This window comes from Nocardia sp. NPDC006630 (assembly GCF_040611495.1).
Lineage (GTDB): Bacteria > Actinomycetota > Actinomycetes > Mycobacteriales > Mycobacteriaceae > Nocardia.
In genome coordinates, this window is the sequence record NZ_JBEXOK010000009.1 from 72665 (window position 1) to 86416 (window position 13752).

The following is a 13752-nucleotide window of genomic DNA, read 5'->3' on the forward strand; positions in this document are numbered from 1 at the left end:
CGAGAGGCGGTATGGCCTCGTTCGCAGAGTCGGCCGGGGGTCGGCAAGCTAATTTAGGTGTGGCCGAACGTCGGCTTGTGCCAATCGGTCGGTCAGCGACTCGCGGGCGGTGACCAATGAGGGGCCGTACCAGGTGAGGTGGCGGCCCTCGACCAATGCCACAGCTATGCCCGGAAAGACTTCCGGGCCATCGGTTTCGGTGAAAACGTAGGGCTCGTCCGGAAGCACGGCAAGATCGACGTTCGCCACCAACTCCTGAGTGGACACCGTCGGATACCGCTCCGGCAGGTCCACGTGGACGAGTCGCAATCCGAGCCGCCGCGCAAGATCACCGGTGAAGGTGTCCCGCCCGACAACCATCCAGGGATCCCGCCACACCGGAATCACCGCATTGCGTAGCGTTTTCGGCGGCGGTGGAGCCCAGCTCGCCTCGGCCTGACCCAACCAGTCCAGCATCCCGGCGTCGAGGCCCACGGTGAAGAGGCGGCCCATGGATGTGAACGCTTCCTCCACCGTCCGAATCCTGGTCACCCACACCGCAATACCGGCATCCCGAAGCCGCTCGACATCGATCCGCCGATTCTCCTCCTGATTGCACACCACCAGATCCGGAGCAATCTCGACAATCCGCCGAACATTCGGATTCTTCGTCCCCCGAACCCGCTCGACCGCCAATTCCGGAGGATGCGTACACCACTCGGTAGCGCCGACCAACAGATCCGGGCAACTCACCGCAATAGCCTCGGTCAGCGACGGCACCAGCGACACAACGCGCCGCACCGGCCGCCGCAGCCGCACAACGGCGCCGAGATCATCGAGCGCCTCCGCGGCAGTCACACCCTCACCCGGTACAGAACGTGCCGGCCGACAGCGCCCCCAGCACACACTCTGGATGCGCCACCACCCCGAAGGGGTCACCGACAACCGGCGAGACAGCAACCAGAATCCCGTAAACGGTATCCACGGCCACGCCGACCACCAAACCTGTGTACACCGACAAAATGTTCGGGTCCATAACCGCCAGCCTAGACGAGCAACCCCGACCTCCCAGCCCCCGGCCGCCACTCGCCCACCTACAACCGAACAGTCCGTTCAGCCACAGCGCGCACGGCCTGAAGACGTGTTCTCGCCGGAGGACTCGCGCAAGCGACACCGATAATCGAGGCTTGCCTGACATCGCCCACCAAACCCCACACCTCCGCCCTCATTTCCACTGATAAGAGCACAAAATACAAAGACGCCTGGACAAGAAGAGCAAGACACAAGAACAAGACGAAAGATAAAACCCGAATATTCTGAATAGCCTTATATCACAACGGAATTCACCTTTCCGGGTCTGTTTTCCGGGAGTAGAATAGAGGCATGGAATCAGGGGGAGAATCCGCTATCGCGACCGGTGCAGCCGCACTGGTCGCGGCGGTCGATTCCCTCACCAACCTGTCGTTGATTCCGGTGTCGGACACCGACATTGTGGCGTTGATGCAGCAGATCGAAACCAGCACTCGCCGGTTGGCGTCGGTGCAACGGGATCTGATCGTGCAAGCCTGCGCACGGTCCTTGCCCGCTCTCAACGGGTCCGGTAGCCCGGCCCTGTATTTGCAATCGGTGCTGCACATTTCGCACGGGGACGCGATCAACCGGTGGCGCACCGCGGAGGACCTCGCGGTGTGGCACCGCGTCGGTGACGAGCCCGACCCGGCCCCGGTGCTGCCGTGTTCGGCCCAGGCTTTGGACGAGGGTGCGATTTCGCTCGATCATGTGCGGGTGATCCGGCAGGTCATGAACCGGTTGCCCGGCAAGGTCGCTCCCGAGGCCCGTGCTTACGCCGAACAACAACTCGCCCGGCAGGCCCGTGCCTTGGATCCGACGCATTTGCCGAGGATCGGGGAGATGATCCTGGGCTACCTGGACCCGGACGGCAAGCTGACCGAGGACGCGGATCGGCAGAACCAGCGCAGCGCGATCCTGAGCCCACAACGCTACGACCTGATGTCCACCCTCACTGTCGAGCTCACCCCGGATGCTCGTGCGGCGTTCGATGCGGTGATGGCGAAGCTGGCGCGTCCGGGTATGTGCAACCCTGCGGACAAGGAAAGCCCGTGGGCTGAGGATGAGGACAACCCGGTGCCGCGGGAGGTGCTGGAAGCGTGCGCGGCCCGGGACGAGCGCAGCAAGGCCCAACGCCAGCACGATGCCCTCATGGCGGTGTTGCACCCGGACTTCAACCCCGCCAAGCTCGGCTCGCATCGCGGCCTGCCGGTGTCGACGATCATGACCATCGACATCGAAGATGTCGAACGCGCTGCGGGGGTGGCGACTTTGGCGACCGGTGGGCAGATCCCGGTCGAGAACGCCCTCAAGTTGATGGCCCGCGACTCCAAGACGTTCATCCTCGTGAAGAACAAGAACGGGATGCCGTTGCATATCGGGGAAATCCGGTTGGCGAACCCGGCACAGCGGTTGGCGTTGATCGCCACCGAACGCGGGTGCACCCGCCCGGGGTGTTCGGCTCCGGCGAGTATGGCGGCGGCCCATCATGTGACCGAGTTCAGCAAGGGCGGCCCCACCGACATCGAGAACCTCACTCTGGCGTGCGATCACTGCCACGCCCTGGTGAAGGACGGCCCACGCGGGTGGAAAACGATCAAACTCGGTCAGGATTCGGATTTCCCGGGCCGGACGGCGTGGATCGCCCCCGCTCATGTGGATCCGTCCCGGACGCCACGGGTCAATCACCTGCATCACCCGGGTGAGTTGTTGACCGAGGTTCCGCCGTCGCTGCGGCCTCGCAGGGTGTGTCGTGCCTCGGGGTTGTCACCGGTTCGGTACCGGGTGCTCCGCCGGGCCATCACACCCCCACCGCGACAATAGGTTTCCCGCCCCTGGTGTCACCGACAGGTTGTTCCTGTCGGTGCTAGAGGTCGTTGTCGCATCGGCTTTCGGGCCGGTTCGCTCGCCGAACAATGACAACTCCACCGCGACAACAGGTTTCCTCGCCCCGGACGCGTACCCGCAGGGCGGCAACACCACTGAGGGCCACCACCGAATCCGCTCGCCCACCGGACCACACCACCACGCCAGACCGCGAGTCTTCCCTGCCCCTGCCCTGCCCTGCGGGCCTGATCCCGCTCCTGCGGCAGGCCGTTGCCCGAGGTGGCCTTCCGGGTTCGTGTTCTTCGATCCCTTGTTTCCAGGCGTCCTTGTCTTTCGGCTCTTGTCTTTTCGTGTTGTGTCTCTGAAACCGGACCACAGCCGGTCGACCCCGCTGGTACCGCAGGTATCTCCTTGGCCCGGAAGGTAAATCGGGTACCCCACCCGGCGCCACCAGCACGGCCATCTCGGGCCCTGCCCGCACCCAGGGACCCACCACCGCCTCTCGGCGCAAGCAACCCAGGTGCACCGGCCTGTCTCGGTCTCGAATCCCCCCGAAGCAGGCACTGCACAGGCCTTCTCTCCGACCGCACAGCAGGTGTTTAGGCGGGATAGACCTGATAACCGTTGTGCCGCTGAGAGACCCGCTGTTCCGTCCATGGTCGCCGAGGGTTTCTATGCCGAAACCGTCGGTGCACCTGGGTTTCTTGCCCCTCGGACAGGGTTGGTCAGCAGGGGGTGCGGGCAAAGCCCGAGATGGCCGTGCTGGGCACGTGGGGAGGGGTACCCGGCTTACCTTCCGCAGTTGAGACGGATTACCTGCGGTACCGGCGGGGTCGACCGGCTGTGGTCCCGTTCTCGAGACGAAAACTAAAAGCGGAGGACGGGAAGTGTGGATCGGGGCGCCAGTTGTCGGGGCCGGTCATTAGGGGCTGATCTTCGCGTCATGGGCGTGGGCTCGTGTTGTCGCCGGGCGCTTGTCGTGGCCGTTCTCGCCCCACGAGTTGCCGCCGAACACCTCTGAGGGCTGCTGGCTCGGTGCTGACGACGCCGCCAGCACCGAGCCAGGTTGTTGCACTATCTCCGCCAAGATCACGCACTCGACTGATCCGCGGGTGCCGTTGCGGTGCTAACCGCCCAAGTTGCAATTGCCGTCGCTGGACCAGTAGCAGGTGTTCCTGCCGCTGGAGGGGAATCCGACTACCTGGAGGTTCGGGTTCGAGTGCCCGAAGCCGGAACCGTTGAGTTCGAGGTAGAAACCGGAGGCTCCGCTATGGGCGCCGGTGCCCCAGAGGTAGCCCTGATTGTTGCCGGGGCCGGTGCCTTTGTAGATGACGAAGTTTCCGTCGCCCTGCATGGTGGCGAAAACCTGTGAATGACCGGAGGTGCTGGAACACCAGACGCCGCCCAGATTGTTACTCGGCCCGGTTCCGCGATAGACGCAGAAGTTGCCGTCTCCTTGCAGGATGGCGAAGGCTGGACTGTCCTGGGCTATTGTCGTCAAGTAATCCCCTTGGGCCAGTACCTGATTCGTATTGAGCACCGAACCGATCGCGCCGGCGCCGGCCTGTCCGGTGTTCATGGATACGATCGCGGCAACCGACATAGCAAGGGCCGCAATGTACTTCGTGAGTTTCATACACACTCTCCAAGGCGAGCCGGGCCCGATCGACCCGTTCTGGCGAGGACGCTACAGCAAGATCCATTGGTGGCGTTGATGTTTCGGAATGAAACATTCCGTGTTCACAAATGGCCCTAACGGCCTCGATACATCGCCGCCCGGATACCTTCAGTGCATCGCTGGCCGCACCGGCGCGGCCGGGCGGTGCCAGTGCCAGTGCCAGTGCCAGTGCCAGTGCCAGTGCCAGTGCCGCATTAAACACGTAGCCATGGGCTGTGCGGGCGCTTAGTATCTGCGCGAGATCGTTGAGCGCACGTTTGGGGGTTCTGCCGCGTTCGGCGGGGTTTCGACCTGGGGCGGTGCAAACAAGGCAGGGTCGGTACGCGGGCGGCGGGGCTACGGGGTGCGCTCGATTCCGATTATGTGACAGGGGGTTTCGCTGGTGCGGTGGTTAGCATCGTCGATTGTGCGTGCAGACTCTTCCGGATTCGTCCGAGTTCAGCTGGTCGCTCTCATTTCGGGGGTGCTCGGTATTTTGCTGGCGGTGCTGACACCGCTACTTCCGGTCAGGCAGGATCGAGCGAGCTTGGATTGGCCGCAGGGGCAGTCGGTTCAGGTCACTGCGGCGCTGGTGGATTATGTGCCGCTGACCCTCGATTTGAGTGTGCCCTGCACGGCGTTGCGGGATCTGCCCAGCGGCACCGTGCTGGCGACGGTTCCGGGGCAGGGGCCCGAGGCGAGCGCCAAGGGGCTGCTGGCTCGGATCGAGGACAAGGCAGGTTCGGGGCGGACCTTGTCGGTGCTGCTGCGCGATATCCCGCTGTTGACCGCCTCACTGAGCGATATCACCGGCGTGGATGCCGCATCCGGCGGGGGGACGCCGCCGACGGCGGGGACCGCTCCGGCACCGGGCGGGGCTCCGGCGAATGGAATCGGCTCCGGCGCATCATCCGGCGCGACCCCGCCCTCAGGCGCCCCACTGCCACCCGCGGGCGCTCCCTATCCCCCGCCGGGCGGAACTCCGCCTCCAGGCGCTACCCCACCCCCCGGAATGGCTCCTCCGCCGGGCATGACTCCACCTCCTGGAGCGACCCCACCTGCGGGAGTCACGCCTCCGGCAGGGGCAACCCCACCCGCTGGTGCAACTCCACCTGCAGGCGCAACCCCGCCCGCTAGCGCAGCTCCACCTGCGGGGGCGAACCCGCCCGCTGGAGTGAACCCACCGGCAGGCGCTCCGCAATCCGCAGGCGCCACGCCGCCGGCCATCGGCCCCCCGCCCGGCGGTAACGGAGACTCCGGCGCGAATACCGCGCTGGGGAATGGCTCTGCGCCCGTTGCCAATCAGGAGAATGCGCCGGCTCCGCTCTGCTCGGCGCTCGAAGTGCATTCGACCGCCACTGCCACCACTGCGGAGCTGACCGGCCTGAATCATAAGGACGGCACACCTTTCCGCACTACGGTCGACAAGGATGTGCGGCCGCAGGTTGTCGGGATCTACACCGATCTCGATCGCACCCGGCTCGGGGATGCGAAGCTGCATGCCGATATCGATTCCCGATTCTCCTCCAGCCCAAGCCTGCTGAAGCGTGCGGCAATCGCCGGAGCGGTGCTGTTCACCCTCGTCGCGCTGGTCTGCCTCTACCTCCTCGACACCTCCGACGGACGCCGTAAGCGCCGGTTCCTTCCCGCGCGCTGGTGGCGGTTCACCGTCGCCGATGCGGTCGTGATGGGCACCCTGCTGCTGTGGCATGCGATCGGCGCCAATACTTCCGACGACGGCTACATCCTCACCATGGCCCGGGTGTCCAAGCATGCGGGCTATACGGCCAACTACTACCGCTGGTTCGGGGTCGCGGAGGCTCCGTTCGGCTGGCCGTACGAGGTGCTCGCGCAGATGACGCGGATCAGCGACGCGAGTCTCTGGATGCGCTTGCCCTCGTTGCTGGCGGGGCTGCTGTGCTGGTTGGTGATCAGCCGGGAAGTGCTGCCACGCTTGGGTTCCCGAGTACGCGCGAACACCGTGGCGCGGTGGACGGCCGGGCTGGTTTTCCTGGCCGTATGGCTCCCGTACAACAACGGCCTGCGTCCCGAACCGCTCATCGCACTGGGCGCACTGCTCACCTGGTGCTCGATGGAGCGCGCGATCGCCACCAGGCGACTGCTCCCCGCCGCCGTCGCCGTACTCGTCGCGGCATTCTCGCTCGCGGCCGGGCCGAGCGGACTGATCTGCGTGGCCGCCCTGCTCGCCGGATCACGGCCGATACTTCAGACATTCATCGCCCGCGCCCGCACCGATTCCGGCCGGTCGACACGAATGCTGTTGCGCTACAGCGCATTTCTCGCACCTGTCCTGGCGGCCGGCACACTCGTCCTGGTGGTGGTCTTCGCGGATCAGACCCTGGCATCCGTACTGGAAGCCACCCGTGTGCGCCAGCTCGTCGGCCCCGATTTCTCCTGGATCGATGAGCCCACCCGGTGGGAGTCGCTGCTGTCACTGACCCCCGACGGCTCACTGTCCCGGCGCTTCGGCATTCTCGGCATGCTGCTGTGCTTGGCGATATGCGTCCTGGTGGCCCGCGGCAAGGGCGGCCGGATCCCGAGCACCGCACGCGGACCGGTGGCACGGGTGCTCGGCATCGTGTTCATGTCCCTGCTGCTGATGATGTTCACCCCCACCAAGTGGACCCACCACTTCGGTGTGTACGCGGGACTGGCTGCCGCGCTGGCGGCGATAACAACAGTCGCGGTGAGCAGCACCGTGATTCGCGCCCGCTACACACGCTCGCTGTTCGCGGCGGCCGTGCTGTTCCTGCTCGCTGTCACCTTCACCGGCTCGAACGGCTGGTGGTATGTCTCCGGCTACGGTGTGTCCTGGCCGGATCGCGCACCACTGCTGGGCGGTATGGGAATCGCCACGCTGTTCCTTTGCCTGGCGGTGCTGTGCGTCGCGGTGGCCGGTTGGCAGTACTACCGTGAGCCGTACGCGCCTGGCGCCGCAAAGAACAGCAGCACAACGCGTTTCAGTCGATTCACGTTCCGCCCGCTGACCGTCGCCGCGGCCGCACTGGTGCTGTTCGAGGTGGCCTCGATGGCGCACGCCGCCTACGACCAGTACCCGGGCTATTCGGTCGCGCTGTCGAATCTCCGCACCCTCGCGGGTCACTCCTGTGCCATGGCCGATGACGTTCTGGTAGAGACGAATACCGCGGACTCACTACTGCATCCCTACACCGGCACCACCGCCGACAGCCTCGCCGCGGACAATGCCGGATTCACCGCCAACGGACTGGGCGAACTCATCCCGGACGCGGGTCCGGGCGGCCCGCCCAGCGGCAGCGGCGGACCCGGCGGCAAGAAGCCCGGTCCCCCGCCCGGCGGTCCAGGTGGCCCCGGCGGCAATACCCGCAAGGTGACCGGAATCAATGGCAGTACCACCGAATTGCCATTCGGCCTGGATCCGGCCCGCACACCGGTACTGGGCAGCTACACCACCGGCGACAAGCAACCGGCCCACCTGACCACCCAGTGGTACCAGCTGGATCTCACCGCCGCACACAAGGACTCGGCCTACCAGGTGCTGATTCTGACCGTCGCCGGTCAGATCGCCTCGGTCGACGACAGCGGCCGAGCGGTCGACGGTCAGCAGTTGCAGGTCGAGTTCGCGCACCGCGCCGATGACGGCACCGTCAAGTCCCTGGGCGATCTTGTTCCCCCGAGTATCGGCGGCGCCCCGATGTGGCGGAATCTGCCGATCGCACTCGATCGAATTCCCGCGCAGACCAATGCGATTCGCCTGGTGGCCAAGGCCGACGATCCCACCGGAAAGCAGTGGCTGGCCGTCACCCCGCCCCGGCTCCCGCGCCTGGCCACCCTCAATTCCGTGGTGGGCAGCACCGATCCGGTACTGGCGGATTTCCATGTGGGCCTGGCCTTCCCGTGCCAGCACCCCTTCGATCACAAGGACGGTGTCGCGGAGGTGCCCGGCTGGCGCATTCTGCCCGACAAGCTCAATTCGCAGGTCTCCGAAACCTGGCAGGACGATACCGGAGGCGGGCCGCTCGGCTGGATCGATCTGCTGCTGCAGCCGCGCACCGTCCCGGCCTATCTCGACCACGACTGGACCCGCGACTGGGGCGAACTGCAGCGCTATCAGTTCGTCTCGAATGCCAGGGCACCTCAGGCCGATATCACGGTGCGGATCGAAAACCGCTGGGGCTGGACCGATGACGCACCCATCAAGACCAACTAGCGCCCTGGCGTGCTAGTTCGCTGACACCGAACAGATCCGCCGCTGCCCGACTATCGGGCAGCGGCGGATCTCTGTGCAGAACAGACTATTTCGCGGGCGGAGCGCCACCGGCCGGCGGCTGACCGCCACCCGGAGGACCGTCGGCCGGGGGCGCCGGTTGCGCACCGGCGGGCAGCGGCTTACCGATGTGCTGCGCGATATCGGGCAGCAGCCGGTTGGCCACCTGTTCCCAGTTGCCCCAGTTGTGCACGCCGATGCTCGGGAAGTCGTAGGTCACATTGTCGTAGCCCAGCTCCTGTAGCCGCGACTGGAATGCCTTGGTATTGGCCAGCGCGATGCCCTCCAGCGGCATGCCCTGGATGACCGCATCCGCCGAGGACAAATCCTGCTGCGCCGGAATCGCACTACCCGAGGCGATGTACAGCCGCGTGTTGTTGGCGATCAGCAGCGGCGCGAACGACACCGCGTCCAGCCGATCCCAGGCCGGGCTGTCCGCCGGCGCCATGGCGTCGATGTTGTAGCCACCGGCCGCGATCATGGCCAGCCCCAGGGCCTGCCGCATACCGGGCGCCGAGGAGTGCAGATAGCCGGAAAGCGAACCGGCATAGACGAACTGGTCAGCGTGGTAGGCGGCCAGCACCACCGCGGCACTGCCACCGCTGGACAGCCCGAACACGCCATTGCGGCTATCGCTGAAGCCCAGCCGATCCCGCAGCGCATCACGCAGATCGTGCGTGAGGAACGTTTCCCACTGGTAGGTATTCGTCTTGCCCTGCGTCTCGTCCCAGCCGCCCACGGCCGATCCGGAGTCCCGCCCCGGCAGCGCCGACGCATCAGGATTGACGCCGAAGAAATTGCTCGGCTGATTCCAGTCGGCGTAGAAGCTGGATTCGCCGCCGACCGGCAGCACCACATTGATATTGAACTTGGCCAGGGCCGCCGGAATGCCGGTGTGCAGCTCCCAGCCGTTCAGGTCGTTCTGTGCCCGCTCACCGTCGAGCAGGTAAACCACGCGGTCGGTATTGCCATCGGCCGCACGGAAGATCCGGGATTTGATCGTCCCCATACTGGAGTCGACCATGAAGTCGAATCCGGACGGGTCGTACTCCGCCGACGCCGGACCTGCCACTGCCACCGACGCCCCGAACGGCAGCAATACAGCCACAACGGCACCCGCTACGGTGCGCTCGAGCCATCCACCCCGGGATCTGTGGCGGCGCCCCTGCGCCCCTCGCACAGCCATGCCTCGCATATATTGTTTCGGCCTTTCTGTCATACGGCCGTACCGGCCGCGTCCCCACGATGTTCCACCGCCGCCCCGGGCTACCGGAGCCAGGCGGTTTCGCCGTGCAGCATAACGCGCGCAACACGGACCGGTCCCATCGAATTGAGATGCGACGCAGCCGGTTCGACTCGCCACAACACCGGCCCGCCTCAGGCCGCCCACAGGTCAGCGCTGTGATCGCTCACCAACCCGCCGACGTGCGAGACCACCACGTCGGCGGGTTGCGCGGCGAGCCGGCGCCCGTCGCGCAGCCGCACCGCGACCTCCCCGTTCGCCGCTTCGATCGGCCCGATGACCACCTGGTACGGCACCAGCCGCGCAGCATGCACCCGCGCACCGAGACTGCCCGCATCCAGGACCTGCGCACGCAGCCCGGCGGCGGTGCAGCGGTCCAGAAACTGTGCGGCAGCCGAACTCTCGCTCTCGGAGACCGGCAGCACCGCCACCTGCACCGGGGCCAGCCAGGCCGGAAACGCGCCGCCGTGCTGCTCTATCACGTGCGCCACGGCCCGCTCGACGCTGCCGATAATGCTGCGGTGCACCATCACCGGCCGATGCTTCGCCCCGTCCGCGCCGACATAGTGCAGGTCGAACTGCTGCGGCTGGTAGAAATCCACCTGCACGGTGGACAGGGTCGATTCCCGCCCGGCGCTGTCGCGCACCTGCACATCGATCTTGGGGCCGTAGAACGCCGCTTCCCCGGCCACCGCCTCGTACTCCAGCCCGGCCCCGTCGAGCGCCGCGACGAGCAGCTTGCTCGCCTGCTCCCACATATCCTGTCCGGCAACATATTTCCCCTCCGGACCAGGCAGCGACAGCCGGTACCGGGCCGCGCTGATACCCAGCGCGCGATACGCCGAGCCGATCAGCTCCAGCGCCCCCACCGCCTCCTCGGCAACCTGCTCCAGGGTGCAGAAGATGTGCGCGTCATTGAGCTGAATAGCGCGCACCCGGGTCAAACCGCCCAGCGCACCGGACATTTCGGAGCGATACATGCCACCCAGCTCCGCAATCCGCAGCGGCAGTTCGCGATAGCTGTGCGAGCGCGATCGATAGATCAGCGCATGATGCGGGCACAGGCTCGGCCGCAGCACCAACTGCTCCCCGCCGACCGCCATGGGCGGATACATATCGTCGCTGTAATGCTCCCAGTGCCCGGATATTTCGTACAGCGCCCGCTTGCCGAGCACCGGCGAATACACATGCCGATACCCGGCCCGCCGTTCCGCATCGCGGATGTACTCCTCCAGGGCGTGCCGCACGATGGCCCCATCGGGCAGCCAGTACGGCAGGCCCGCCCCGATCAGTGGATCGGTGTCGAACAGGTCCAGCTCGCGGCCGAGTTTGCGGTGGTCGTGCATGGTCTCCTCCTGAAACTGCAGGCGAGTGACCACACGAGAAAGCCCCGGGCACTCGCCCGGGGCTCGATGTCAGAACATGAATCAGCGCGCCGGGATGTAGTCCGGCGTCGTAGTCGACTGTGCGCGCTGCATATTCAGCACCGTACCTCGCCAGCCCGGCGCCGAACAACCGCAATACTTTTCGGCGCCCGGCACGACAGCACTACGGCACGTAGAACGTGGCCAACCCCGGCGTGGTGGTGCCGCCACTCGCGGTATTGAGAATGAGCGCGACCTGGCCGACGCCCGTCTGCAACGTCGCCGCCGCCGGAATACCGTTCAACCCGTCGGAGAGCACCGCACCTCCCGTCGCACCGTTGGAAAGGTTGATCCAACTCACCGATGAGGAGAGCGGACATCCCCAGCCACCGGGCATCGAACCGGTAATGACAACAACTCCGGGCTGTGTACCGACCACGGCGGCGCAGCGGCCGGGGAAGGCATCGAAACTGCCGTTCGGATTCCCGAAAGGCGCCGGATTGATCTGGAAAGGAATTGCGACCGGATCGGCGGCAGCGGTACCAGCGGTACCGGCGGCAGCCAATCCGAATGCGGCGAACCCTGTCGCACAGGTAGCGAACGTACGAGCAAAACCCATGAATGCATCTCCCTGCATTGTCGTATGACGCTGTGTTCGGAAGCCGGACGACTTGCCTATCGGAAACGGCAACAAGTCCGCTACCAAACCTTGCCACGGCTCCCGCGTACCGGCGATATGCTCACCACAATGGTGGAGCGAGTGTCCCCCGGACCGCGGCTGGCAGAACTCGTCGCGTCCCTGTCGCTGGCGACCGATCTCGGACTGGGCCAGCCGGAAGAGCATGTGCTGCGCCAAACCGTGATAGCCACCCGGCTGGCCGCGGCCGCAGGGCTCTCCGAGCAGGATCAGGCCGCCGCCTTCTACGTCTCGCTGCTGGCCTGGGTGGGCTGCGTCGCCGATTCCCATGAAATGGCCGCATGGTTCGGCGACGATCTCCAGATCAGGGCGGACAGCTATCTGGTCGACAAGGCGGGGCCGCCCATGATGAGCTTCCTACTCCGTCACCTCGGCCCCGGCCTGTCCCCGATGCGGCGAATCACCATGGCGGGCCGTTTCCTGGCCGGAGGCTTCCGGGATGCGGCGAATTCCTTCGTCACCCACTGCCAGACCACGGCCGATATTGCCGATCGGCTGCGATTGCCCGACTCGGTACGGATCGCCCTGCCGCAGGCCTTCGAACGATGGGACGGCAGAGGGGTACCGAATGGGCTGTCCGGCCTACAGATCGCGGCGGTCATGCGAGTGGTCCAGATCGCGGACGATGCCGAGGTCTTCTGCCGTGTCGGCGGGCCGGACGCCGCTATCGGGATGCTCCGAGATCGTAGCGGCTCCGAATTCGATCCGGCACTGGTCGAGCTCTGCGCACAGCGCGACGACATCCTCGACGGTATGGATACGGTCGACGCCTGGCGTGTTGTCATCGAGGGCTGCGCGCCACTGGACCGGTCGATACCGGATGCCGAACTGACTGCGATCCTGGAAACCTTCGCCGACTACGCCGACCTGAAAGCACCGTGCTTCCAGGGACATTCACGCGCTACCGCCGCTCTCGCCGGAACGGCCGCCCGCCTCCGCGGAATGTCGCCCGCCGAGGTGACCGACATCGTACGAGCAGCTCTGGTGTGCAGGCTCGGCGTTATCGGCGTTTCCACCGGTATCTGGAACAAGACGGGTGGGTTGTCGGCCACGGAGTGGGAACGCGTGCGGATGGTCCCCTACCTGACCGAGCGGGTACTTTCCCGGAGCCTTCCACTACGACAGCTCGGTACGATCGCCGGTATGTGCCACGAGCGCATGGACGGATCCGGCTATCCGCGCGGATTGTCCGGCGCCGCAATACCATTCGCCGCGCGGGTACTGGCTGCCGCCCAGACCTATCAGGCCGTGCGCGAAGACCGCCCGCATCGCGGCGCACTGACCCCGGATGCGGGTGCCGCGCTGCTCAACGCGGAGGTCGCCGCCGGCCGGCTCGACGCGGACGCGGTGCGCGCGGTACTCATCGCCGCCGATCAGCCGGTACCACGCCGCACCGTGCAGGTCGCCGGACTCACCGCGCGCGAAGTGGAGGTCCTGTGCCTGATGGTCCGGGCTCGCTCCAACAAAGTGATCGCGCAACAACTTTCGATCACCCCGCGCACCGTCGGCAGCCATATCGAACACATCTATACCAAAATCGGCGTCACGACCCGGGGCGCCGCCGCCATGTTCGCCATGCGCCATGGATTGATCACCACCGAGACGGACCCCGCCGAAAGATCGGGTGATCACCCGATGTAACCGTGGCCC

Annotated in this window: 9 protein-coding genes; 3 read left to right on the top strand and 6 right to left on the bottom strand. The window is 66.0% G+C overall.

Features of this window, described 5'->3' with window-relative positions:
* Positions 1-48: 48 nt before the first annotated feature.
* Both ABZX86_RS26505 and ABZX86_RS26510 read right to left on the bottom strand, forming a co-directional pair.
* Entirely contained in the window at positions 49-837 is a 789-nt protein-coding gene (locus tag ABZX86_RS26505) for a helical backbone metal receptor (RefSeq protein WP_355127362.1), read from the bottom strand.
* 4 nt (positions 838-841) lie between these two features.
* Positions 842-1015 carry a hypothetical protein gene (locus tag ABZX86_RS26510; protein WP_327146223.1) on the bottom strand — a complete coding sequence of 58 codons (174 nt, stop codon included), beginning with the start codon at positions 1013-1015 and terminating at the stop codon, positions 842-844.
* 347 nt (positions 1016-1362) lie between these two features.
* On the opposite strand from ABZX86_RS26510, the gene ABZX86_RS26515 reads away from it, so the two are divergent.
* A complete protein-coding gene (locus tag ABZX86_RS26515) occupies positions 1363-2871 on the top strand; it encodes a DUF222 domain-containing protein (RefSeq protein ID WP_355127363.1) in 1509 nt (502 codons plus the stop codon).
* A gap of 1129 nt (positions 2872-4000) precedes the next feature.
* Here ABZX86_RS26515 and ABZX86_RS26520 read toward each other — a convergent pair.
* A complete protein-coding gene (locus ABZX86_RS26520) occupies positions 4001-4510 on the bottom strand; it encodes a hypothetical protein (RefSeq protein ID WP_355127364.1) in 510 nt (169 codons plus the stop codon).
* Positions 4511-5036: 526 nt separating this feature from the next.
* Between ABZX86_RS26520 and ABZX86_RS26525 the strand changes: the two genes are divergently transcribed.
* A complete protein-coding gene (locus tag ABZX86_RS26525; protein WP_355127694.1) occupies positions 5037-8741 on the top strand; it encodes an arabinosyltransferase domain-containing protein in 3705 nt (1234 codons plus the stop codon).
* Positions 8742-8826: 85 nt separating this feature from the next.
* Here the strand turns inward: ABZX86_RS26525 and ABZX86_RS26530 are convergent, their stop codons facing one another.
* From ABZX86_RS26530 to ABZX86_RS26540, 3 genes are all read right to left on the bottom strand, one after another.
* The gene (locus tag ABZX86_RS26530; RefSeq protein WP_355127365.1) at positions 8827-9906 is read right to left on the bottom strand and encodes an alpha/beta hydrolase family protein; all 1080 of its coding nucleotides are present in this window, start codon (positions 9904-9906) and stop codon (positions 8827-8829) included.
* A gap of 269 nt (positions 9907-10175) precedes the next feature.
* Positions 10176-11420, bottom strand: a complete 1245-nt coding sequence (gene thrS / locus ABZX86_RS26535) for a threonine--tRNA ligase (RefSeq protein ID WP_355127366.1) — start codon at positions 11418-11420, stop codon at positions 10176-10178.
* Between the two features lie 169 nt (positions 11421-11589).
* Positions 11590-12024 carry a hypothetical protein gene (locus tag ABZX86_RS26540; protein ID WP_355127367.1) on the bottom strand — a complete coding sequence of 145 codons (435 nt, stop codon included), beginning with the start codon at positions 12022-12024 and terminating at the stop codon, positions 11590-11592.
* 129 nt (positions 12025-12153) lie between these two features.
* Between ABZX86_RS26540 and ABZX86_RS26545 the strand changes: the two genes are divergently transcribed.
* Entirely contained in the window at positions 12154-13743 is a 1590-nt protein-coding gene (locus ABZX86_RS26545; protein ID WP_355127368.1) for an HD domain-containing phosphohydrolase, read from the top strand.
* The last annotated feature ends 9 nt before the right edge of the window (positions 13744-13752 follow it).

Excerpts from the sequence above, each read along its gene's own strand:
- ABZX86_RS26510 (WP_327146223.1), bottom strand. The coding sequence starts at position 1,015 with ATGGACCCGAACATTTTGTCGGTGTACACAGGTTTGGTGGTCGGCGTG.
- ABZX86_RS26515 (WP_355127363.1), top strand. The coding sequence starts at position 1,363 with ATGGAATCAGGGGGAGAATCCGCTATCGCGACCGGTGCAGCCGCACTG.
- ABZX86_RS26520 (WP_355127364.1), bottom strand. The coding sequence starts at position 4,510 with ATGAAACTCACGAAGTACATTGCGGCCCTTGCTATGTCGGTTGCCGCG.
- ABZX86_RS26540 (WP_355127367.1), bottom strand. The coding sequence starts at position 12,024 with ATGGGTTTTGCTCGTACGTTCGCTACCTGTGCGACAGGGTTCGCCGCA.
- ABZX86_RS26545 (WP_355127368.1), top strand. The coding sequence starts at position 12,154 with ATGGTGGAGCGAGTGTCCCCCGGACCGCGGCTGGCAGAACTCGTCGCG.